The sequence below is a fragment of the Herbaspirillum hiltneri N3 genome (assembly GCF_001267925.1).
Taxonomy (GTDB): Bacteria; Pseudomonadota; Gammaproteobacteria; order Burkholderiales; family Burkholderiaceae_D; genus Herbaspirillum; species Herbaspirillum hiltneri.
In genome coordinates, this window is record NZ_CP011409.1 from 3,747,702 (window position 1) to 3,769,836 (window position 22,135).

The window sequence follows — 22,135 nt, forward strand, 5'->3', positions numbered from 1 at the left end:
GGGTGCAATGTTTTGTGTATGTGTACCAGCCAGATACATTGGGACACAAATCATCCGGAGAGTTGTTTTATAAAGCAGTCATTGCCAACCACCTGAAGGAGAACAACATGACCGAAAAACTCTACAAAGGCTCCTGCCACTGCGGCGCCGTCCGTTTTGAAGTACGTACGGCGCTGACGCCGGCCGGACGCTGCAACTGCAGCCTGTGCCGCCGCAAGGGCGCGCTGATGACGCCGATGATCGACGTCGCCGACGTCAATATAGTCAGCGGCGAAGAGTCGCTGACGCTCTACCAGTTCAATACGCGCACGGCGAAACACTATTTCTGCAAGCACTGCGGCATCTATCCGTTCCATCAGACCCGCAAGGCGTCCAATCTCTGGCGCGCCAACGTAGGCTGCCTCGAAGGCGTCGACCCGTATGCACTGGAAGCCTCCGTGGCCGACGGCGCCAGTTTGTCGGTGCTGGAGGACGCATGAGGTATCTGCGGCGCTTTCTGGCGGTATTCGTCTTTGCGATGGGAGGTTTTGCGGCCGAGCTGGCGAAGCCGGTGTATTGCTCGCTGCTCAACGTTGCCAGCACGGCGCCGGCGCGCCGCCGCAAACGAGCTGGGGTATGATCGCCGGCATGGATACAAATTCTCACATTCTGGTCGTCGACGACGACCGCGAAATCCGCACCCTGCTGGCGGAGTACCTCGACGCCAATGGATTTCGCACGCTGACGGCGACCAACGGAGCCGACATGCGCAAGGTGCTCGATGAAACGCGCGTGGACCTGATTGTGCTGGACCTGACCCTGCCCGGCGAGGACGGCCTGACGCTATGCCGCAACCTGCGCGCGCAGTCGAACGTGCCGGTGATCATGCTGACCGCGCGCGGCGAACCGCTGGACCGCATCCTCGGCCTGGAAATGGGCGCCGATGACTACCTGGCCAAGCCGTTCGAGCCGCGGGAACTGTTCGCACGCATACGCAGCGTGCTGCGCCGGACCCTGGCGCTGCCGCCGAGCATGATGCGCCCGGAAGCCAAGACCATGCATTTCTCCGGCTGGACGCTGGACCTGACCGCGCGCCATCTACTTAATCCGGAAGGCGTGGTGGTGGCCTTGTCGGGCGCGGAGTTCCGCATGCTCAAGGTCTTCCTCGACCATCCCAATCGCATTCTCAACCGCGACCAGTTGCTGGAACTGACCCAGGGCCGCGAAGCCGATCCCTTCGATCGCTCGGTGGATATCCAGATCAGCCGCCTGCGCCAGAAGCTGGGCGACGACGCCCGCACCCCGACCATCATCAAGACCATTCGCAACGAGGGTTATGTGCTGGCCACGGCCGTGACATCGGAGGATGCCGGATGAATCATCTCTTCGCCCCGCTGCGCGAGTTCTTCGGCTCGATCGGCAACCGCGTCTTCCTGATCCTGCTGGCGGGCATCCTGGTGGCGACGGTCACGACCACCTGGCTGGCCTCCAACGAGCGTCGCAACACCATGCGCGAACTGCGCTACCAGCACGTCGCCGAGCGCGTCGAGCAGGTGGTGCAGGCGCTCGACCCGCTCACCCCGGAAGCGCGCGACGTGGTCTTGCACGCGGCCGACAACTTCGGCTTTGAAGCTGCCGTCGTCAACGAGGTCGGCGATACGCAGAGACCAAGCACCAGCCCGATGGCCGACATCCTGAAATCGCGGCTGGGCGAAGATCGCCAGGTCGTGGTCCAGCGCGAAACCGACTGCGCGCCGCGCAGACCGCGCAACGCTCCTGCGGACGCTCCAGGCCTCAACCGCAATGAACGACCGCACAGTGACACCTGCCGCGTGATCTATGTCAGCCTGCGCGACAAGGCGCTGCTGCGCCTGCGCCTGCACATGCCGGGCGATCCCCCTGCGCTGCGAGGTCGCGGCGGCATGGGTCCTCCCGGCAGTCCCTACATCCTGCTGTTCCTGGTGCTGATCGCGATGCTGGCGTATGTGGTGGCGCGCATGGCGGCGCGGCCGATCAAGCATCTTGCCAGCGCCGCGACCGAACTCGGACGCGACATCGATCACCCGCCGCTGGCCGAAAAAGGGCCGACCGAAATCCGCCAGGCGGCCAAGGCTTTCAACGCCATGCAGATGCGCATCCGGCGCCAGATCCAGCATCGCACGCACATGCTGGCGGCGATCACCCATGACTTGCAGACGCCGCTGACGCGCCTGCGCCTGCGGCTGGAAAAAGTGGAAGACAAGGAATTGCAGCAGAAGCTGGTGGACGATCTTGCCGTGATGCAAATCATGGTGCGCGAGGGACTGGACCTGGCGCGCAGCATGGATTCATCGGAAGCGATGCAGCGGCTGGACATCGACTCCCTGCTCGACAGCGTGTGCGCCGATGCATCCGACGCCGGCCAGCAGGTTGAACTGCAGGGACGCACGCGCGCCTTTGTCGTGGCCCAACCCAATGCACTGCGCCGCTGCCTGACCAACCTGCTCGACAACGCCTTCAAGTACGGCCAGCGCGCCGAGGTATCGATCGCGCTCGACGACCTGTTGCCCAACCGGGTGCTGATCCGCATCCGCGATCACGGCCCCGGCATTCCCGAGAGCCAGCTGGAAACGGTGTTCGAACCTTTTTACCGGCTGGAAACATCGCGCTCGCGCGATACCGGCGGCACCGGGCTAGGGCTGACGATTGCCCGCAATATCGCGGAAAATCACGGCGCCTTGCTGGACCTGCGCAACCACGCCAAAGGCGGATTGGAAGTCTTGCTGTCGCTGCCGCTGAAGCAGACAAAACGGGCGCGTTAAAAGTAGTTAAGACCGAGCGCACCACGCACTTCCGAGACGGTCTGCGCCGCCGCTGCGCGCGCTCGCTCGGTGCCGCGACGCAGGATCGCCAGCACTTCGCCGCGATCCTGCTGCCATTGCTCGCGGCGGGTGCGGATCGGCTCCAGCAATTCCTGCAGGTGGCCTTCGAGGCGACGCTTGAGCACGCTGTCGCCGAGACCGCCGCGGCGGTAATGCTGCTTCAGCTCTTCCAGCGCCACACGGTCCGGCTCGAAGGCGTCGAGGAAAGCGAACACCACATTGCCCTCTACCTGGCCCGGATCGTCAACCCGCAAATGGTTGGGGTCGGTGTACATGCGCTGCACCGCCTGCTTGATCTCGGCCGGCGAGGCGCCCAGCGCGATCGCATTGCCCAGCGACTTGCTCATCTTGGCCTTGCCGTCGATGCCGGGCAGGCGTCCGGTTTCGGACAGCACTTCCTTGCATTCCACCAGTACTTCCTTGCCGACCACGTTGTTGAAGCGGCGCACCAGTTCATTGGTCTGCTCGATCATGGGCAACTGGTCGTTGCCGACCGGCACCAGCGTGGCCTTGAAGGCGCTGATGTCGGCTGCCTGGCTGACCGGATAGGTCAGGAAGCCGGCCGGGATGTCGCGCTCGAAACCGCGCAGGCGGATCTCTTCCTTGATGGTCGGGTTGCGCTCCAGGCGCGATACGGTAACCAGATTGAGCAGGTGCATCGACAACTCGTACAGCTCGGTGACTTGCGACTGGATGAAGATGGTGGATTTTTCCGGATCGATGCCGACGGCCAGGTAGTCGAGTGCGACTTCGACGACGTTTTCGGTGACTTTCTGATGACGGCCGACGTTATCGGTCATGGCCTGGGTATCGGCCAGCAACAGGAACTGGCTGGCCTCGTCCTGCAACTGCACGCGCGACACCAGCGAGCCGATGTAATGGCCCAGGTGCAAAGGACCGGTCGGACGGTCGCCGGTCAGGACGATGGGACGCGCAGTCGACGGCTTGTTGGAAACAATGGAAGTTGCGGATGCTGGCGAATCATTCAAGGACATGGTCACTCCGGTAATTTCGGAACGCCGCCAGTCTCGCCGCATAAAACAATGCCGCCCGGACCGGCGGCATCACATTGACAAAAGCTGTACTACAAAGCTGTGCAAAAGCGGGCCACCCGAATCAGGTGCGCCACCAATGCCGGAGTTGTAGTGAGGGATGAATTCTGGATTGCATCCGTTAAGTATAGCATCAAGGCTTGGGCATGATGCACTGCAAAAGCCATGCCCACACCGGCTTTCCATTAAAAAAACCGCATCGCTTGCACGATGCGGTTGTTGGATGTTCATGCGCTCAGGACATCAGTATGCGCCCGGCGGCGGACCGTAATATCCCGGGGGCGGGCCGTAGTAACCCGGAGGCGGTGGCGGCGGTGCGTAATAGTAACGGCGCGGATGATAGCTGTAGACCGTGGCGGCCTGCTGCGTCTGGATCTGGTTGCCCTTGCTGTACATGCATTGGCTGTAGGTCATGTCGTAGCGTTGCTGCATCGAATAATTGCCACCCGCCGCTGCGTTGCTACCGGCCGCGCTGCCAACAAGCAAACCGCCGCCGGCGCCGATCGCGGCACCGGCGCCGGCGTTACCTGAAGCCGCACCGATCAATGCGCCGGCCACGGCACCGATGGCAGTGCCTGCTGCGGCACTGTTGGTGGCATTATTTTGCGTCGATTGTGCCTGGCCGCCGATGGCCTCCTGGGCATATTGCTGGCATTGCATCTGCTCGCCGCGGAATTGCTCGTACGACTTGCCGTTGCCCGGCATGGCCATGACCGATGGGCCGGTCGGCACGCTGACGCAGCCGCCCAGTGCGAGCAAGGCGGCGACGGCGCCGAGCGTACCGGCTGTTTTATGGATTGGTTTCACGATGAGGTCCTTGAAAAGGATGTCCGGAATTTGTCTGAAGTCTGGTTGCGACCGCACTTTATTGCGGCGGCGGCTGACCGCCGCTCGGACCGTTCGGCACGACCTTCATCCAGTTGCTGGGGCAGCTCTGGACATAGGGGTAGTAGCCCTTGGATTCTTGGCAGTAGTACCAGTAGTTTCCCTGCGCCGGGCTCTGTTCGATGTAGACCGGCGGTGCGGCAGGTTGGACATACACCGGCGGCGGATAATAGACCGGCGCCGGATAGTAGGCCGGTGGCGGTATCCAGAGCGGCCCGCCGATGTACACACCGAAACGGGTGTGTGCTGAACTTGCCCCGCTTGCCGCCATGCAACCCAGCGCAAGCAATCCCAACAAAGCTGCTTTTCTCATCTTCGCCTCGCGTATTTCGTAGAGACGGCACGCGCCATCCCGCTCCATTCAATATACGCAAAACGGCAAGATTTCAACGGCTTTGTTTCAATTCGTAACCCTATTTAAGAAAGCTGTACATGGCGCTACAAAGCCTGATACATGCGGGTTTCCGGAGAGCGGAAACAAACACGCCGCTCTTTGGAAGCGGCGTGTAGGCAAAGCGGAAATCCTGCTGAAAACCGGCCGTCAAGGCCCGCAAGAAGTTACTTCGGCCCGGTCATTTCTTCCGGTTTGATCCACTGCGCAAACTGCTCTTCGGTAACATAACCGAGGGCCAGCGCAGCCTGTTTCAACGTGGTGCCGTCGTGATGCGCCTGCTTGGCGATCTTGGCGGCCTTGTCGTAGCCGATATGCGGCGCCAGCGCGGTCACCAGCATCAGCGAACGCTCCCTCAGGTCGGCAATGCGGTCGCGGTTGGCTTCGATGCCCTGCGCGCAGTGGTCGTCAAAGCTGTCCATGCCGTCGGCCAGCAGACGCACGCTTTGCAGGAAGTTGTGGACGATCACCGGCTTGAACACGTTCAGTTCGAAATTGCCGGAGGCGCCGCCGATATTGATCGCGACGTCGTTGCCGAACACTTGCGCGCACAGCATGGTCAGCGCCTCGCATTGCGTCGGGTTGACCTTGCCCGGCATGATCGAGCTGCCCGGTTCGTTTTCCGGGATGGTGATCTCGCCGAGACCGGAACGCGGGCCGGAAGCCAGCCAGCGCACGTCGTTGGCGATCTTCATGAGCGCCGCCGCCAGCGTCTTCAAGGCGCCGTGCGCCGACACCAGGGCATCGTGGCTGGCCAGCGCGGCGAATTTGTTGGGCGCGGTCTTGAACGGGAAGCCGTAGTGCTTCTCCAGCTCGGCGGCGACACGCGCGCCGAATTCCGGATGGGCATTGAGGCCGGTGCCGACTGCGGTGCCGCCGGCCGCCAGCTCGCTGACGGCATTGAGCGTCGAAATGATCGCCATTTCGGCGTGCGTGAGTTGCGCAACGTAACCCGAGAATTCCTGGCCCAGCGTCAGCGGTGTGGCGTCCTGCAAATGCGTGCGGCCGATCTTGACGATGTCCTTGAATTCTTCCGACTTGCGTTCCAGCGTCGCACGCAGCTTGTGCAGCATGGGCACCAGGTGGGTGGCGACGGCCAGGCTGGCCGCCACGTGCATGGCGGTGGGGAAGATATCGTTGGACGACTGGCTCTGGTTGACGTCGTCGTTGGGATGGATCTTGCGCTCTTCGCCGCGCACGCCGCCCAGCAGTTCCGAAGCGCGATTGGCCAGCACTTCGTTCATGTTCATGTTGCTTTGCGTGCCGGAGCCGGTCTGCCAGACCGACAGCGGGAATTCCAGCGGATGCTTGCCGGCGATGACTTCGTCGGCGGCGGCAACGATGCCTTCCGCCTTTTTTGCGTCGAGCTTGCCGAGGTCGCGGTTGACCGTCGCGCAGGCGCGCTTGACTGCCGCCAGCGCGACGATCAGTTCGGCCGGCATGCGTTCGGTGGAAATATGGAAATGGTGCAGCGAGCGTTGCGTTTGCGCGCCCCACAAACGATCGTCAGGCACCTCGATGGGGCCGAAGGTGTCGCGTTCAATTCGATGTTTCATGATGCTTCTTCTCCGCAGGAAATATGGTTCCGTGGAACCGCTACATCTCGTACGGCTCTGGCGCACGCTGCCGGCTTGAGCGATAGGAGACAACAAGAACTGATTGCATCAGTATCCGCGCAATTGCCGGCGGATGCTGATGCAATACGTCCTAGGGCTTGCGGGATGCGGGATCCGGGAGCAGACAGGCGTCAATCACCTGCAGGTTGTTGTCTTTGGCGAAATTCAGGACGAAATGATAAGCCAGCGGCTCAAGCGCACGCAGCGCTTCGTTGACGACGACCGAGCGGACGCCGTTGATCATGGTCGGCAATACGTAGGGGGAATACTGCAGGTGAGCATTGCGGCCGCCCGAACCTTCGGGGCGGAAACAGGACATGACGCCGCACAGACGTTCGGCCCAGTCGCTGGGCCGGAACTGCTTCCCATCCTGGGTCAGACCCATGATGATGAATTCTTGTGCCGGCTCGTTGGTGGTATTGATGGGATCTGCCATGCGTGCAATTCGTTCTCTGGCGTTTGCCACATAAATGGCTTCCTGCCTCTTGGGAGGGAAGCCGACGAAACCCAAGTATTATATCTTATAGAAGACTTGAGATACACCACTATCTGGACAACCGGGGCGGCCCGCAAAAACCTTGCCTTGCGGGCAATACCGGTTTCATGTCAGCCCGCCCTGCCTTGCCTTGCCTCGCCTCTACCCCAGCCAGACCGCCACCGACAACAGCAGCAACAGGAACATCCACAGCAATATGGCGCGCCAGACCAGGCCGACCGTGCTTTGCAAGGTGCGCGGCGAAGGCGGATCGCCCGGGAAGCCATCGGTCGACTCCAGCGTCGAATCGACGGTCGCGGCATCGATCGGCAACACGCCCGAGGCGGATTCCGCCGGCGTGCCGAAACGTACCCCCATGGCGCCGCCACCAGCCGAGAGGATGATGCCGACGGCTTCGTCGGTCCAGCGATCGGCGAAATTGCGCCAGGCGTAGATCGCATCTTCGAAATTGCCGACCACCGCAAACGCCGCCGCAGTGAAACGCGCCGGAATCCAGTCGATCCAGTAGAACGCGCGTTCGGCGAAGCGGCCGAAGACTTCCTGCTTCATGTGATCCGGCTCGTTCCAGGCGCGCGCCAGGTATTCCGATACGCGGTACATCACGGCCAGGGCCGGACCGACCGGCATCAGGAACCAGAAGAACACCCCGAACACGTGGCGGTGCGTGGTGACCAGCGCTTTTTCGGCGGCGATGCGGGAAATCTCGCTCACGTCGAGGTCGGAAGTGTCTTCCTTGGTCCATTCGGCCAGCAAGGCGCGCGCGGCGACGTCGTCGCCGGTGTTCAGCGCCAGCTGGATCGAGGTGAAATAGTGACTGTAGTGGCGGAAGCCCAGCGTCATGTAGACAATCAGCACGTTCCAGGCCAGCGCCGCCAGCGGGCTGATGCGCAGGCAGACCCAGTAAATCAGGCCGGCCGGCACCGTCAGCGCACCGACCATGACAAACCATCCCAGACGTCCATGATGCGCATGACCGGCGTTGAACCAGTTTTCAATCCGGGCCGCGAAGGATTTGATCCCGGCGTAAATCGGATTGTCCGCCCGCAACGGCTTCAGTTGTTCGATCAGGAGCGCAAAGAGTATGGAAAGAAATGTCATCAAGCCGCCTTTTGGTGAGTCTTATTTGTGTACTTGTTGGTGTACTTATTGCCAAGCGAATATGAGTTCGCACAGAGCGCACGACCTTCGCGGAAACAGCTAAATGATACAACGGCAGCAAGTATTTCTGAGGTTTTATGTTGTCGGCGGGAGATATTTCCCCTATGAGCGGCCCTCTTCAGGCCGCTGCCCCGCTCTCAGCTGCGCAGGAAATGGAACAGGTTGCGCAGCATGCCGGCGGTCGCGCCCCAGATGAAGAAGCGTTCGTAGGGCATGGTGTAGAAGGTGCGGCGGCCGAGGTCATTCGGCAATTCGATGGTGCGGCGCTGGTGGTTCATGCCGTCCATCAGGAAGGCCAACGGCACTTCGAAGATTTCGGCCACTTCACGCGGATCGGGTACCACGTCAAACGGCGGCCGGATCAGGCCGGCCACGGGCGTGACACGATAGCCGGTGCCGGTGAAATATTCCGGCAGCGAACCGATCACTTCGACATGGCGGCGCGCCAGGCCGATTTCTTCTTCGGTTTCGCGCAATGCGGTATCAACCGGCGAAACATCGCTCAGTTCGGTGCGCCCGCCCGGGAAACTGATCTGCCCGGCATGGTCCTTGAGATCGGCGGTGCGCTGGGTGAACAGCAGCGTCGGCCCTTGTTCGCGCAGCACGATGGGCATCAGCACCGCCGCCGGACGCGGCGTACCGGCCGACTGGCGCAGTTGCTGTTCGACGTTGATTTCCGGTGTCCAGGGGCGCGCCTCGGCGAAACGGCGGCGCAGGCTATCCTCCTGCATGCGCTCGGCATCCAGCCTCGCCTCGCCGGCGACGGACTCTATCGGAAGATCGAGAGGATCAAAAATTGCCAAGACTGCACCTCAAAGATTGAATACAAAAAGGGCGTCCGAAGACGCCCTTTTTTCAAGCAAATACCGAAGATTACGCTTCAGCCTTGGCAGTGCCACGGCGGTTAGGCAGCTTCTCTTTGATACGTGCCGACTTGCCGGAACGCTCACGCAGATAGTACAGCTTGGCGCGACGGACATCGCCGCGACGCTTGACTTCGATCGATGCGATCAGCGGCGAGTACAACTGGAATGTACGCTCAACGCCTTCGCCCGACGAAATCTTGCGGACGATGAAGTTGGAGTTCAGACCACGGTTGCGACGCGAAATCACGACGCCTTCGTAAGCCTGGGCGCGCTTGCGCGTACCTTCAACCACGTTGACGCTGACGATAACTGTATCGCCTGGCGCGAAGTCAGGGATGTTCTTTGCGAGACGCGAGATCTCTTCTTGCTCTAATTGCTGGATCAGATCCATTTTAATACTCCGAATGCCATCTTGCCGGCGCTCACTTCGTCGACTGAGTCGACCTGCCCGGTAGAGGATGGGGTTGATCAACGAACGCCGCCTTCAGTTGTCTTCCGGCCTTGTCCGCACTTTTGCTGCTTTGCTACAAACTGCTTAAAAATTTCTCGTCCGCCTTGCTCAGCAAGCCGTCCTGGCGCGCCCTGGCGATCAGGTCGGGACGCTTCTTCGCGGTCGCTTCAAGCGCCCGCTCGCGTCGCCACTTCACGATTTCTGCATGGTGGCCGCCCATCAACACCGGCGGCACCGCCACGCCTTCATATTCTTCAGGACGCGTGTAATGCGGACAATCCAGCAAGCCGTTGACGAAACTGTCTTCAACCGCCGAGCTGCCGTCGTTGAGCACGCCCGGCAATTGCCGGATCACGGCATCCATCAGCGCCATCGCCGGTAATTCACCGCCCGACAGCACGAAATCGCCGAGGCTGATTTCTTCGTCGACATGGCTGTCCAGCAAACGCTGGTCTATCGCCTCGTAACGACCGCACAGCAACACCACGCCGGCGTCTTCAGCAAACTGCATGACGCGCTGATGCGTCAGCGGCTTGCCTTGCGGGGACAAATACACCACGCGCGGCGCCGCCAGATTCATGTCGAGTTGCCGCTGCTTCGCCGCCTGCAGCGTCTGCTGCAACGGCTTGGCCAGCATCACCATGCCGGGTCCGCCGCCATAAGGCCGATCGTCCACGGTGCGATGATTGTCGTTAGTGAAATCCCGCGGATTCCACAGCGACAAGCCCCACTTCTTTTGCTCGAACGCACGCCGGGTTACGCCGGACTGCGTCAACGCTGCAAACATTTCGGGAAAAAGCGTGACGACGTCAAATTGCATCCGGCACCTTTTTCAATATTTCAATATTACGAATGGCGCTGCCGGATCAATAATCCAGTCCCCAGTCGACCACGATTTTCTTGTCCGCCAGACTGACGGTCTTGACGAACTGGTCAACGTACGGAATCAGGATTTCTGCAGCAGCCTTGCCGCCGGCGCGCTCAGCCTGAATTTCGACCTGAACTTCAGTTTGCACTTCAACCGGAACGGTGGGAACCGCGACACGCAGGATCGGGTGAGCCCCGTTGTCCATCAGATCGCTGACCACGCCCAGGGACTCGCCCTGCATGTTTTCAACTGCCAGGCCGATCAGATCGACCCAGTAAAATTCTCCGTCGGATAAAGCAGGAAAGTGGCTGCGCGCGATCTGCACCACGGCGCCCTTGAGCGCTTCGGCGGCATCACGACCAGCCACTCCCATTAACCTTGCCACCACATCACCGCTGTGGGACTTGGCTTGCATCATCTCGACATCGCGCAACTCCGGCTTGTCCAGCCACCAGGTTTTTGCGCCCAGCAGAGCATCTGCATCCGCTGAATAAGGTTTGACCCGCACCCATCCCTGAATACCATAAGCACCTGAGATGTAACCTACCGTCAACAGATCCGGGGGAACTGCAACGCCTGATTGTGATGTGCGCGACAAACCTGCCTTACCAATACGCTTGCGAAACTAAAGCCGAATGCAACTGCAATTAAGCAGCGACCTTCTTGCCTGCTTCGCTGACCAGACGGGCAACGGTTGGGGACAGCTGTGCGCCGACGCCTTCCCAGTGAGCCAGGCGGTCCTGAGCGATACGGAAGGATTCTTCCTTACCGGATGCAACCGGGTTGTAGAAACCCAGACGCTCGATAAAGCGACCGTCGCGGCGATTGCGCGAATCAGTTGCAACGATGTTGAAGAATGGGCGCTTCTTGGCGCCTCCACGAGCTAAACGAATAACGACCATAATGGTTCCAAAAAGTGTTCGAACACGGAAAAGCTGGTGATTATAGCCGAATTACCGGCCACGCAGCAAGATGAATACGGGAAAGCGGCCAGACCCGGGCGCGGAACCGGTCCGGCTCCTTCCGTCCTTCCCGCCTGATTTTGCCCTTTTCAGGGCGACGCGCCCCGAAACGGTCTTCGGGACGCCCTTTCCTGCGGCTATACTAGGCGCAGTTTTTTTACAACACTGCAGGCCGATCCTGCGCCTTCTTTTGCCATCGAGAAATTAGCTTCATGACAATTCAGCACAAGAACAAGACCTTCACGACTTTCCTGGCCGCCGTTTTCGGCGGCATCGGCATCCATCGCTTTTATATGGCCGGCCGCAAAGACCCGATCGGCTGGCTGCATCTCGCCACCTTGCCGGTGTCGGCGCTGCTGATCTGGACGTTCAGCAACTCGCAGCCGCTGTTCATGGGCATGCTGTTTGCGCTGTCGGTATTGTGCGGCTTCCTCGAAGCCCTCGTCATCGGACTGACGCCGGACGAAAAATGGGATGCGACCCGCAACCCGGCATCCGGCAAGAAATCGGAATCGCACTGGGTCCTGGCGCTGATCCTGGTATTGACGCTCGGCGTCGGTGCCATGTCGGTGATCGCCTTGATGGCGCGCAGTTTCGATCTGCTCTTCACCGGCGGCGCTTACGGCTGAACCGGGGCGCCCGCCGGTCACGCCGGCGAGCGCCCCCGCATCAGAATTGCTCTTCGGTCAGCGCCAGCACGCCGGCGCTGCCCTCCACCACTGCAGCGCGCAGCGACGAGGATTGGGTCAACACGTGATCCGCATAGAAACGCGCAGTCGCAATCTTGGCCTTGTAGAACTGCGCATCACCCTCGCCGGCTTTCAGCTTGTCGACGGCCACCAGCGCAGCGCGCGCCATTTGCCAGCCGCCCAGCACTACGCCGGCCAGCTTCAGATACGGCACGCTGCCTGAAAACACACCCTTGATGTCGGTCTTGATATTCGCGACCACGTAGTTGACCACGTCGTCCAGCGCGCGCGTTCCGTCAACCAGGCGCTTGCGGATCGCCTGCAGGTCGTCGGCATACTCACCTGTGCCGGCGGCGAGCGCCGTTTCGGTCTTGTGGATCTGGCCGATGATACCCTTGGCCACGGCGCCGCCGTCACGCGAGGTCTTGCGGCCGACCAGATCGTTGGCCTGGATCGCGGTAGTGCCTTCGTAAATCGCCAGGATGCGCGCATCGCGGTAATACTGCGCGACGCCGGTTTCTTCGATGAAGCCCATGCCGCCATGCACCTGCACGCCGGTCGACGTGACGTCGATGGACAACTCGGTCGACCAGCCCTTGACGATGGGCACCAGGTATTCGTAGACGGCCTGGTTGGTTTTGCGGGTCGCTTCGTCGGCGTGATGATGACCGGCGTCCGACGCCGCTGCGGCGACATACGCCAGCGCGCGCGACGCCTCCACCTGGGAACGCATCGACATCAGCATGCGGCGCACGTCCGGCTGGTGGATGATGGTGACCGCGCCGGCCGAACCCGCCAGGTCGCGCGATTGCACGCGGTCCTTGGCGTAGGCCACGGCTTGTTGATAGGCGCGTTCGGCGATGCTGATGCCCTGGATACCGACCGCGAAACGCGCGGCGTTCATCATGATGAACATGTATTCCAGACCGCGATTTTCTTCGCCGACCAGCATGCCGACGGCGCCGCCATGGTCGCCGAATTGCAGCACTGCCGTCGGGCTGGCCTTGATGCCGAGCTTGTGTTCGATCGAGACGCAATGCACGTCGTTGCGCTCGCCCAGCGAACCGTCCGGCTTGACCAGGAACTTCGGCACGATGAACAGCGAAATGCCTTTCACGCCTTCCGGCGCATTCGGCGTACGCGCCAGCACCAGATGGACGATATTCTCGGCCATGTCGTGCTCGCCGTAGGTGATGAAAATCTTGGTGCCCGACAATTTGAACGTGCCGTCGTCCTGCGGCACCGCACGCGTACGCACGAGCGCCAGGTCGGAACCGGCTTGCGGCTCGGTCAGATTCATCGTGCCGGTCCACTTGCCGGAGATGAAGTTGGTCAGATAGGTACTTTTTTGCTCCTCGGTGCCGGCCGTCATCAACGCCTCGATGGTGCCGTCGGTGAGCAGCGGGCACAGTGCGAAAGAGAGATTCGCGGAATTGAGCATTTCGATACAGGGCGTCGCCACCAGTTTCGGCAGGCCCTGGCCGCCGAATTCGACCGGATGCTGCACGCCCTGCCAGCCTGCTTCGCCAAACTGCCTGAATGCTTCCTTGAAGCCCTTGCTGGTCGTGACCTTGCCATCGCTCCAGGAGCTCGGCTCCTTGTCGGCGGAATGGTTGAGCGGCGCCACCACTTCACTGCAGAACTTGGCCTTTTCTTCCAGAATGGCTTCCACGGTTTCCGGTGTGGCGTCTTCGCAGTTGGGCAATGCGTTGACTTCCGACAATCCAGCCAGTTCGTTCATGACGAACAGCATATCCTTCAATGGTGCGACGTAGCTCATCTCCGACTCCTGATCCTGTGTACGCAATCTGTTGTTGCGCTGCTTACGCATTCGTTTTTACTGCTTGTCATATTGCCGCTGCTAAAAAATCGGCCCTGTCATGCGAGAGGGCCGATTTGGTATTGCCGCTTACCCCAGTTGCTTGACCAGCTCGGGCACGACCTCGAACAAGTCGCCGACGATGCCGTAATCGGCCACCGAGAAAATCGGCGCCTCTTCATCCTTGTTGATCGCCACGATCACCTTGGAGTCCTTCATCCCGGCCAGATGCTGGATCGCGCCGGAAATACCGACGGCGATATACAGCTGCGGCGCCACGATCTTGCCGGTCTGGCCAACTTGCCAGTCGTTCGGCACATAGCCCGCATCGACTGCGGCGCGCGAGGCGCCCATGGCGGCGTTGAGCTTGTCGGCCAGCGGTTCGAGGATCTTGAAGCTTTCCGACGATCCCATGCCGCGGCCGCCCGAGACGATGATCTTGGCGGCGGTCAGTTCAGGACGATCCGACTTCGCCACTTCGCGCGAGACGAAGCTGGACTTGCCGGAGTCGGCCACGGCCGTCAACGATTCGACCGCTGCGCTGCCGCCTGTTGCTGCAGCATCAAAACCGGTCGTGCGCACGGTGATGACCTTGATCGCATCAGTCGATTGCACGGTGGCGATCGCATTGCCTGCATAGATCGGACGCGCGAAGGTGTTCGGGCTGTCGACCTTGGTGATCTCGGAAATCTGCGCCACGTCCAGCCTGGCGGCCACGCGCGGCAGGATGTTCTTGCCGTAGGCAGTGGCCGGGGCCAGGATATGGGTGTAGTCCTTGGCGATGGCCAGTGCTTGCTCGGCGACGTTCTCGGCGAGGCCGTCGGCGAAGTGTGGTGCGTCGGCCAGCAGGACTTTTGTTACGCCGGCGATTTGCGCGGCGGCGTCAGCGGCGGCCTTGGCATTGTGGCCTGCGACCAGGACGTGGACGTTGCCGCCGGCTTGTAGTTGCGTCTGTACTGCGGCGGTGACGGTGTTCAGTGTGCTGCCCTTGAGGCTGGCATTGTCGTGTTCTGCGATAACTAACGCTGCGAGTGCGGTCATGTTGTCTCTTCCTTAAATGACTTTGGCTTCGTTTCTGAGCTTCGCCACCAGCGTGGCGACGTCAGGCACTTTCACGCCTGCGCTGCGCTTGGCCGGCTCGGCGACCTTGAGGGTCTTGACGCGCGGGGCGACATCGACGCCCAGATCGTCCGGCTTGACGATGTCCAGCGTCTTTTTCTTGGCCTTCATGATGTTGGGCAGCGTGACGTAGCGCGGTTCGTTCAGGCGCAGGTCGGTGGTGACGATGGCGGGCAGCGTCAGCGACAGGGTTTCCAGGCCGCCGTCGACTTCACGGGTGACCGAGACCTTGCCGTCTTCGACCACGACCTTCGAGGCGAAAGTGGCTTGCGGCCAGCCCAGCAGCGCCGCCAGCATCTGGCCGGTCTGGTTGGAGTCGTCGTCGATGGCTTGCTTGCCGAGGATGATCAGTTGCGGCTGCTCCTTGTCGGCCAGGGCCTTGAGCAGCTTGGCGACAGCCAGCGGTTGCAGGTCGAGCTCGGCCGGTGTTTCCACCAGGATGCCGCGGTCGGCGCCGATGGCCATGGCGGTGCGCAGGGTTTCCTGGCATTGCGTCACGCCGCAGGAAACCGCGATGACTTCGGTGACTTTACCGGCTTCCTTGAGACGCGTGGCTTCTTCCACCGCAATCTCGTCGAACGGGTTCATCGACATCTTGACGTTGGCGATGTCGACACCGCTACCGTCGGATTTGACGCGTACTTTGACGTTGTAATCTACTACCCGCTTGACGGGGACTAATACTTTCATCGCCTGGTCCTTGGAAAAATCGAATTGACGTAAACGTTAACTGAACAGTGATTATAAAAGCAAAAGTGCGGCAAAAGCCGGACACCATTCAAATTTAGCACGATCGTTCTTTTTAATGTGTGAAGCATACACACTAAATCGCCGCAGCGAAAGTCCTTGGAACAGCTTTTTTGGAAAGGATGTCAGCGGAGTTTCCGGACGACGCCGTCCGGATTCCGCAGAGGAAAATTACACCGCCAGATGCACCGGTTGTGCGCCGCGCAAGCCGGCAATCAGATTGTCGACGGCGAGTTCGGCCATGGCGCGACGCGTTTCGTGCGTGGCCGAACCGATATGCGGCAAGGCCACGACATTGGGCAATTGCAGCAACGGAGAATCGGCCGGCAATGGTTCCTGTTCGAAGACGTCAAGTCCCGCGCCGTAAATGGTCTTGCGCTGCAGCGCCTCGATCAGCGCCGCCTCATCAACGATGCGTCCGCGCGAGGCATTGATGAAAATGGCGCTCGGCTTCATCAGTCCGAACTCGCGCGCGCCGATGGTGCGCTCGGTCTGCGCCGTCAGCGGCAGCATCGGACAAACGAAGTCGGCCTGCTGAAATAGTTCATCGCGCGTCACATACGTCGCCGCCAGCGAAGCTTCCGCCTCGGGATTGGGGCGCGTGTTGTGATACACGATCTTCATGCCGAAACCATGATGCGCCCGCCGCGCCACCGCGCCACCGATGCGGCCCATGCCGAGCATACCCAGCGTCTTGCCATGCACGTTGACGCCGAACAGCGACTCACCGATGCTGCCCTTCCATTTGCCGGCCTTGACGAATTCCGCCAACTCCACCACGCGGCGCGCGCTGGCAAGAATCAGTGAAAAGATCGCGTCCGCCGTCGCCTCGTTCAGCACGCCCGGCGTATGCGCCAGCATCAGGCCGCGCTTGCGGAAATAATCGAGGTCGAAGTTGTCGACGCCGACCGACACCGTCGAAGCGATCTTGAGCAAGGGAGCCGCCTCCAGCAGGTCGTTGCCGATCGGCAAACTGGCGCCGATGATGCCCTGCGCCGTCGCCAGCGCCGCCTGGAACTGGGCGCGGTTGCCGGCGTTGACCGTTTCGAAACAGGTGACCTCGAATTCATCGCGCAGGCGTTGCAGCAAATCCTCCGGCAACTTCTTGTATACGACTACATGTTGTTTCATTGGATATTCCCGAATGGCGTCAGGCGGAAGCGGCGTCGAGTTGTGCGCGCGTCGGCAGACCTTCCATGTCGCCCACCACCTGGATGGCGAATGCACCGATACGGTTGCCGCGCATCACGGCCTCCGGCATGGACAAGGCTTCCAGCAAGCCGCTGATCACGCCGACGGCAAAACCGTCGCCGGCGCCGACCGTGTCGACCACTTCCTTGACCGCGACGCCGGCCACGATGCCTTCATCGCTGGCGTTGCGGAAGTAGGCGCCGTCCGCGCCCAGTTTGATGATGACTTGCTTGACGCCGCGCTCAAGATAGAACGCGGCGATATCGCGCGGCTCGCTGTGGCCGGTCAGGATCTTGCCTTCACTCAGGCCGGGCAGCACCCAGTCGGCCTTGAACGCCAGCTCGTTGAGCTTCTGCGCCATGACTTCCTGCGACGGCCACAGCATCGGACGCAGATTCGGATCGAAGGAAATCGTCTTGCCGCGTGCGCGCATGAAATCCAGTGCGTGATGCGCGAACGCCATCGTGGTCGGCGACAAGGCGGCGGCGATACCGGTCGTATGCAGGTGGCGTGCGCCACCGAAATAGGCTTCGTCGAAATCGACCTGCGACAGATGACTCGCGGCCGAACCCTTGCGGTAATACTCGATGGCGGGATCTCCTCCATCCACGGCCTTGGCCTTGAGCTGGATCGCGGTGCGGAATTCCTTGTCGGTCGCCACGTGGCTGACGTCGACGCCTTCCTGGGCAACGCGCTTGCAGATGAAGCGGCCGAAGGAATCGTTGCCGACGCGGCTGACCCAGCCAACCTTCAGGCCCAGGCGCGCCAGGCCGATGGCGACATTGGTTTCCGCGCCCGCGAGGCGGCGCGTGTATTTTTCAACATCCGCGAAATCGCCGACTTCGTCCGCGACAAACAACGCCAGTGCTTCGCCGTACGTAACGACGTCCAGTTGTGTTTGCATTACTTGTTCTCTCTGATGGTGTACGGCAGACGACGCGCCTAGGCCGAAGCCAGCATCGCCACGTAATCGCGGGTCATCGCTTCCAGGTCCTTGCCGATGATCGGGAATTCGATGGCGCGCTGCACGCCGCGCGGGAAATGGGAAAACAGGCGGCGCCAGACGGCGTCGTCTTCATCGAGCGGAATCGCCTTGAGCTTGCCCTTGTCGTTCCACACGCCCTTGCAATGCACGTATTGCACGTGCGCCGCCAGCGTGCGGGCCGCCACTTCGGCATCGACGCCGCTCCAGCGCCAGTTGCCCATGTCGAAGGTCATGCCGACCGGGACGCCGGTGCCGGAACAGACGGCCAGGAAATTGGCGATCGATTCCAGTTTGCCGCCATGTTCGGTCTGGTCATTTTCCAGCAGCAAAGGCACGGGCGCCTGCGCGACGAAACGCGACCAGTCCAGCATGTTGCTGGCCGGCGAAAAATGCCCCAGCGACACTTTAAGGAAACGCGACTGCAGCTGTTGCGCCTCGTCCATCACCTGATCGAGTTCATCGCGCGCCAGCGAACCATCCTGGCGGAACAACTCGATCGGCGCCGAATACACCGAGAACAGCTTGTGCTTCGCCAGAAGTCCGTGCAGGTCCTCGAAATCGGGCAGCTCGACAAACAATTCCCGGCGTATTTCCAACCCCGCCGCACCGGCTGCGGCGACGATCGGAATCAGGTGCGCATGCCCGACCTGGCGCACGAAATCTGCGCCGTAGGCCGAGGCCGCAACCAATACGGGGGTCTTCATTTGATGTTGCCGGCGCCAACGAACTGGCGCGCTTCCGGCGTTTGCGGATCGGAGAAGAATTCCTTCGACGGACGCGCTTCCCACACCTTGCCCTGATGCATGAACACGGTGAGATCGGCGACGCGCCGGGCGAATTCCATTTCGTGCGTGACGAGCAACATAGTCATCCCTCCCCTTGCGAGTTCTTCCATGACTTTCAGCACTTCCTGCGTCAGCTCCGGGTCCAGCGCCGAGGTCACTTCGTCGAACAGCATGACCTGCGGCTCCATCGCCAGCGACCGGGCAATCGCCACGCGCTGCTGCTGGCCGCCCGACAATTGCTCCGGATAGGCGTCGCGCTTGTGATCGAGGCCGACCTGCTTGAGGACCTTGATCGCGGTTTCACGCGCTTTTTCGGTCGCCACTTTCTTGACGATGCGCGGCGACAGCATGACGTTCTCCTCCACGGTCAGATGCGGGAACAGGTTGTAGTGCTGGAACACCATCCCGACATCCTTGCGCAGCTCGATCAGGTGCTCATGCTTGGCGGTGAGCTTGTGACCGGCGACATTGATGCTACCACCATCAATCGTCTCCAGGCCATTGATGCAACGCAGCATGGTGCTTTTACCCGAACCGCTGCGGCCGATGACCGCAATAACCTGTCCGCGCTCGACGGACAACGATATCCCATTCAAGACCTGGTTGCTGCCGAAGCTCTTGGTGATGTTCTCGATCTCAACGATGGGCATGGAATTTCCTTTCTAGGGCAAAACTGAATCGCGACAGCGGATAGCAGAAGATGAAATAGATCGCGGCGACAATCGGGAAGACGAGGAAGGGCTGGAAAGTCGCGTTACTGACGAGCTTGCCCGCCTGCGTCAACTCGACCAGACCGATGATGGAGGCAATCGAGGTGTTCTTGACGATTTGTACCAGGAAGCCGACCGTCGGCGGCAGCGAAATGCGCACTGCCTGCGGCAGGATCACATAGCGCAGCTGCTGCCAGCGCGTCATCGCCAACGCGGTCGACGCCTCCCACTGCGGTACCGGCACGGCTTCGATACAGCCGCGCCAGATTTCGCCGAGGTAGGCACTGGTGTAGATCGTCATGGCGATGGTCGCCGCCACCATCGGCGGCAGCTTGAAGCCATAGATCGCCAGTCCGTAGAACGACAGGAACAGGATGATCAGCACCGGCGTGCCCTGGATGATCTGGATATACACCGCCGACAAGGTGCGCAGAATCTGCAGATGCGAGGTGCGCATCAGCGCCACGACGAAACCGGCGGCGCCGCCGGCGATGAACGCCAGCACCGACAACAGCACGGTCCAGCGCGCAGCTTCCCACAAGAAGATGAACTGGTCCCAGGAAAATTCGGCAATCATCGGTTCCCCCTTGGCCGCGCTACGCCAAGACGGCGGCGGCGTTTAAACACAACCAGACCGATGAGCCAGAAACTGAGGCGGAACAGCAACGCCAGCAGAATATAGAGCCCCATCACGATCAGGTAAATTTCGAAGCTGCGGAAGGTTTCCGCATCAAGCAGGTTGGCGCTCGCGGTCAACTCTTCGGCGGAGATCGCCGACACCACGCTCGACGCCAGCATCATCAGCGTGAACTGACTGGCCAATGCCGGATAGACCTTCTCCAATGCGGGCGTCAGCACCACGTGCCGGATCACCTGCCAGCGCGTCATCGCCAGCGCCTGCGCCGCTTCGATTTGCGAAGGATGGACCGCCATCATGCCGGCGCGCACGATCTCGGTCGAATACGCACCGAGATTGACCGTCATCGCCACCAGTGCCGCGACATTGGCGTCGACCTGCACACCCGCAGCGGGCAAGCCGAAAAAGATAATGAACAACTGCACCAGGAAAGGCGTGCTGCGGATCAGTTCCACGTAGGAAGTGACCGCAAAGCGGGCCGGCGCGGAACCGTGAATGCTCACGATCGCCCCGAAGATACCCACCGCCAAACCGCAGATCATCGACAGCGCACTGAGCCGTATGGTGAGCAAAGCTCCCCACAACAGCTGGTCCATGTGCTGAAAGATGAACGCAAACTGAAAATCATAAGACATCGTCTACTCCTTGCCGATTCACTTGGCGGGTCCCATGGTAAGAACCCGCCTTGCCAAGCCCCGTCTTTTTAATTCAACGGAGATCAACGCAATGCATCCAAACCTGTCTGCGATCAGTTGCGAGAGGCCGTCAGCTGGTGGCGGCCGGAGCGCAGCTCAGTTGAAACCCTTGGAACGTACTCAAGCACGTAAGGATTCCGAGCTCCGCCCGACGCCAGATGATGGTCTCGCAGCAGGATCGTTGGCAGGTTTTAGAAAACTGGCAGATTCGGCAGTGGCGAACCCGCCCATTTGCGCGAGATCGCATCCAGTTCGCCATTCAGCTTGACGTAGTAGATGAAGTTGTTGAGCCATTGCTGCAGATCGAATGCGCCTTTGCGAACGGTCATCGAGTTCGGTTGCACCGAGTAAGGGAACTTCACGTCGATCTTGCCGGCGCCGCGTGTTTTCACGATTTCGTTGGCCATGGTGTTCGGGATCGAGATCGCATCTACCTGGCCGCTCAGCAGAGCCTGTGTGACGGTGGAGTCATCTTCAAAACGGACCAGCACGGTGCCGGCCGGCGCCAGACGTGTCAGCGCAGTATCGTTGGTGCTGCCGCGCGAAACGCCGACCTTCTTCTTGACCAGGTCGTTCAGGTTCTTGAATTTGGACGCGACCGGACCGACGATGGACAACTCGAAGCCGCTGTAAGGAATCGTGAACATCACCGACTTGGCGCGTTCAGGCGTCGGAGCGAGGGTCGCGGCCAGGAAGTCGACCTTGCCGGATTCCAGCGCAGGAATGCGTGCAGGCGGCACCAGCGGAACGATTTCCACCGGCAGGCCCAGGTATTTGCCGATCAGGTTGGCGACGTCGACGTCGTAACCGATCGGTTCGCCCTTGGCGTCAACGCTGCCGAACGGCGGTGTGCCGCTGACGACGCCGATGGTGACCTTGCCCTTCTTGATCAGGTCGGCCACGGTTTGGGCGCTGGCGCTGGCTGCCGCGCCGACTGCGCAGGTAGCGGCCAGGGTCAGCGCGATGAATTTGGTGCTCAACAGATTCTTGATGCTCATGGTGTAGTCTCCTTTTCGTCATCCCCTGCCCTGGATAAGGGAGCCGGATGAACGTCCTCGTTATAGGCTTGCGCCCGCTGTAGTACGACTGTCTACGTCTTTCTTACTGCTTCTTTTGCTGCTTTTTTCTGGGCAGTGATGCATCGCTTGTGCATTTGATTTTTCTGGTATCGGT

Annotated in this window: 26 protein-coding genes; 5 read left to right on the forward strand and 21 right to left on the reverse strand. The window is 60.9% G+C overall.

Annotated elements, in window-relative coordinates; genetic code table 11:
* Nucleotides 1-107 precede the first annotated feature (107 nt).
* Genes F506_RS17085 through F506_RS17095 form a run of 4 tightly spaced genes read left to right on the forward strand, consistent with a single transcriptional unit; the run spans nt 108 to nt 2,780 of the window.
* Nucleotides 108-479 carry a GFA family protein gene (locus F506_RS17085; RefSeq protein WP_053201275.1) on the forward strand — a complete coding sequence of 124 codons (372 nt, stop codon included), beginning with the start codon at nt 108-110 and terminating at the stop codon, nt 477-479.
* Nucleotides 476-619 (forward strand): hypothetical protein, encoded by a 144-nt coding sequence (locus F506_RS23500; protein ID WP_167552699.1) that lies wholly within the window; start codon nt 476-478, stop codon nt 617-619. Before F506_RS17085 ends, F506_RS23500 begins: the two co-directional genes overlap by 4 nt.
* Before the next feature lie 8 nt (nt 620-627).
* Nucleotides 628-1,356 carry a response regulator gene (locus F506_RS17090; protein ID WP_053201737.1) on the forward strand — a complete coding sequence of 243 codons (729 nt, stop codon included), beginning with the start codon at nt 628-630 and terminating at the stop codon, nt 1,354-1,356.
* A gap of 17 nt (nt 1,357-1,373) precedes the next feature.
* Nucleotides 1,374-2,780, forward strand: a complete 1,407-nt coding sequence (locus F506_RS17095; protein WP_407638246.1) for an ATP-binding protein — start codon at nt 1,374-1,376, stop codon at nt 2,778-2,780.
* Here F506_RS17095 and trpS read toward each other — a convergent pair.
* The 11 genes from trpS to rpsP all read right to left on the reverse strand — a co-directional run bounded on the left by trpS (nt 2,777) and on the right by rpsP (nt 11,525).
* Nucleotides 2,777-3,835 carry a tryptophan--tRNA ligase gene (gene trpS / locus F506_RS17100; RefSeq protein WP_200907681.1) on the reverse strand — a complete coding sequence of 353 codons (1,059 nt, stop codon included), beginning with the start codon at nt 3,833-3,835 and terminating at the stop codon, nt 2,777-2,779. The genes F506_RS17095 and trpS overlap by 4 nt on opposite strands.
* A gap of 300 nt (nt 3,836-4,135) precedes the next feature.
* On the reverse strand, nt 4,136-4,699 hold the full coding sequence (locus F506_RS17105; protein WP_053201739.1) for a glycine zipper family protein: 564 nt from the start codon (nt 4,697-4,699) through the stop codon (nt 4,136-4,138).
* A gap of 58 nt (nt 4,700-4,757) precedes the next feature.
* On the reverse strand, nt 4,758-5,090 hold the full coding sequence (locus tag F506_RS17110; RefSeq protein WP_053199397.1) for a hypothetical protein: 333 nt from the start codon (nt 5,088-5,090) through the stop codon (nt 4,758-4,760).
* A 245-nt stretch (nt 5,091-5,335) separates the two neighbouring features.
* A complete protein-coding gene (fumC, locus tag F506_RS17115) occupies nt 5,336-6,724 on the reverse strand; it encodes a class II fumarate hydratase (RefSeq protein WP_053199399.1) in 1,389 nt (462 codons plus the stop codon).
* A 151-nt stretch (nt 6,725-6,875) separates the two neighbouring features.
* Nucleotides 6,876-7,220 (reverse strand): DUF3579 domain-containing protein, encoded by a 345-nt coding sequence (locus F506_RS17120; RefSeq protein ID WP_016836400.1) that lies wholly within the window; start codon nt 7,218-7,220, stop codon nt 6,876-6,878.
* A 201-nt stretch (nt 7,221-7,421) separates the two neighbouring features.
* Nucleotides 7,422-8,378, reverse strand: coding sequence for a CobD/CbiB family protein (locus tag F506_RS17125; RefSeq protein ID WP_053199402.1), 957 nt, complete (start codon nt 8,376-8,378; stop codon nt 7,422-7,424).
* A 197-nt stretch (nt 8,379-8,575) separates the two neighbouring features.
* Nucleotides 8,576-9,241: a CoA pyrophosphatase gene (locus tag F506_RS17130; RefSeq protein WP_053199404.1), complete on the reverse strand. Its 666-nt coding sequence runs from the start codon at nt 9,239-9,241 to the stop codon at nt 8,576-8,578.
* A 70-nt stretch (nt 9,242-9,311) separates the two neighbouring features.
* Complete coding sequence (gene rplS, locus F506_RS17135) at nt 9,312-9,695, reverse strand: 50S ribosomal protein L19 (RefSeq protein WP_007879931.1); 384 nt, start codon at nt 9,693-9,695, stop codon at nt 9,312-9,314.
* 133 nt (nt 9,696-9,828) lie between these two features.
* Complete coding sequence (gene trmD / locus F506_RS17140; RefSeq protein WP_053199406.1) at nt 9,829-10,575, reverse strand: tRNA (guanosine(37)-N1)-methyltransferase TrmD; 747 nt, start codon at nt 10,573-10,575, stop codon at nt 9,829-9,831.
* A 46-nt stretch (nt 10,576-10,621) separates the two neighbouring features.
* Entirely contained in the window at nt 10,622-11,176 is a 555-nt protein-coding gene (gene rimM, locus F506_RS17145) for a ribosome maturation factor RimM (protein WP_235471196.1), read from the reverse strand.
* Between the two features lie 94 nt (nt 11,177-11,270).
* The gene (gene rpsP / locus F506_RS22755; protein WP_083457979.1) at nt 11,271-11,525 is read right to left on the reverse strand and encodes a 30S ribosomal protein S16; all 255 of its coding nucleotides are present in this window, start codon (nt 11,523-11,525) and stop codon (nt 11,271-11,273) included.
* A gap of 272 nt (nt 11,526-11,797) precedes the next feature.
* Here rpsP and F506_RS17155 point away from each other — a divergent pair, with 272 nt between their 5' ends.
* The gene (locus F506_RS17155; RefSeq protein WP_053199412.1) at nt 11,798-12,214 is read left to right on the forward strand and encodes an NINE protein; all 417 of its coding nucleotides are present in this window, start codon (nt 11,798-11,800) and stop codon (nt 12,212-12,214) included.
* A gap of 40 nt (nt 12,215-12,254) precedes the next feature.
* On the opposite strand, the gene F506_RS17160 is transcribed toward F506_RS17155, so the two are convergent.
* The 10 genes from F506_RS17160 to F506_RS17205 all read right to left on the reverse strand — a co-directional run bounded on the left by F506_RS17160 (nt 12,255) and on the right by F506_RS17205 (nt 21,960).
* The gene (locus tag F506_RS17160) at nt 12,255-14,054 is read right to left on the reverse strand and encodes an acyl-CoA dehydrogenase (protein WP_053199413.1); all 1,800 of its coding nucleotides are present in this window, start codon (nt 14,052-14,054) and stop codon (nt 12,255-12,257) included.
* A gap of 129 nt (nt 14,055-14,183) precedes the next feature.
* Entirely contained in the window at nt 14,184-15,134 is a 951-nt protein-coding gene (locus F506_RS17165) for an electron transfer flavoprotein subunit alpha/FixB family protein (RefSeq protein WP_053199415.1), read from the reverse strand.
* Nucleotides 15,135-15,146: 12 nt separating this feature from the next.
* Nucleotides 15,147-15,902: an electron transfer flavoprotein subunit beta/FixA family protein gene (locus F506_RS17170; protein WP_053199417.1), complete on the reverse strand. Its 756-nt coding sequence runs from the start codon at nt 15,900-15,902 to the stop codon at nt 15,147-15,149.
* Between the two features lie 228 nt (nt 15,903-16,130).
* Nucleotides 16,131-17,090 carry a 2-hydroxyacid dehydrogenase gene (locus F506_RS17175; RefSeq protein ID WP_053199418.1) on the reverse strand — a complete coding sequence of 320 codons (960 nt, stop codon included), beginning with the start codon at nt 17,088-17,090 and terminating at the stop codon, nt 16,131-16,133.
* A gap of 19 nt (nt 17,091-17,109) precedes the next feature.
* Nucleotides 17,110-18,054, reverse strand: a complete 945-nt coding sequence (locus tag F506_RS17180) for a sugar kinase (RefSeq protein ID WP_053199420.1) — start codon at nt 18,052-18,054, stop codon at nt 17,110-17,112.
* Between the two features lie 38 nt (nt 18,055-18,092).
* Nucleotides 18,093-18,839, reverse strand: coding sequence for a sugar phosphate isomerase/epimerase family protein (locus F506_RS17185; protein WP_053199422.1), 747 nt, complete (start codon nt 18,837-18,839; stop codon nt 18,093-18,095).
* Nucleotides 18,836-19,570, reverse strand: a complete 735-nt coding sequence (locus tag F506_RS17190) for an amino acid ABC transporter ATP-binding protein (RefSeq protein WP_016832037.1) — start codon at nt 19,568-19,570, stop codon at nt 18,836-18,838. Before F506_RS17190 ends, F506_RS17185 begins: the two co-directional genes overlap by 4 nt.
* Nucleotides 19,557-20,207: an amino acid ABC transporter permease gene (locus F506_RS17195; protein ID WP_053199424.1), complete on the reverse strand. Its 651-nt coding sequence runs from the start codon at nt 20,205-20,207 to the stop codon at nt 19,557-19,559. Before F506_RS17195 ends, F506_RS17190 begins: the two co-directional genes overlap by 14 nt.
* On the reverse strand, nt 20,204-20,902 hold the full coding sequence (locus F506_RS17200; protein ID WP_016832033.1) for an amino acid ABC transporter permease: 699 nt from the start codon (nt 20,900-20,902) through the stop codon (nt 20,204-20,206). Before F506_RS17200 ends, F506_RS17195 begins: the two co-directional genes overlap by 4 nt.
* A 251-nt stretch (nt 20,903-21,153) precedes the next feature.
* The gene (locus F506_RS17205; RefSeq protein ID WP_053199426.1) at nt 21,154-21,960 is read right to left on the reverse strand and encodes a transporter substrate-binding domain-containing protein; all 807 of its coding nucleotides are present in this window, start codon (nt 21,958-21,960) and stop codon (nt 21,154-21,156) included.
* Nucleotides 21,961-22,135 lie beyond the last annotated feature (175 nt).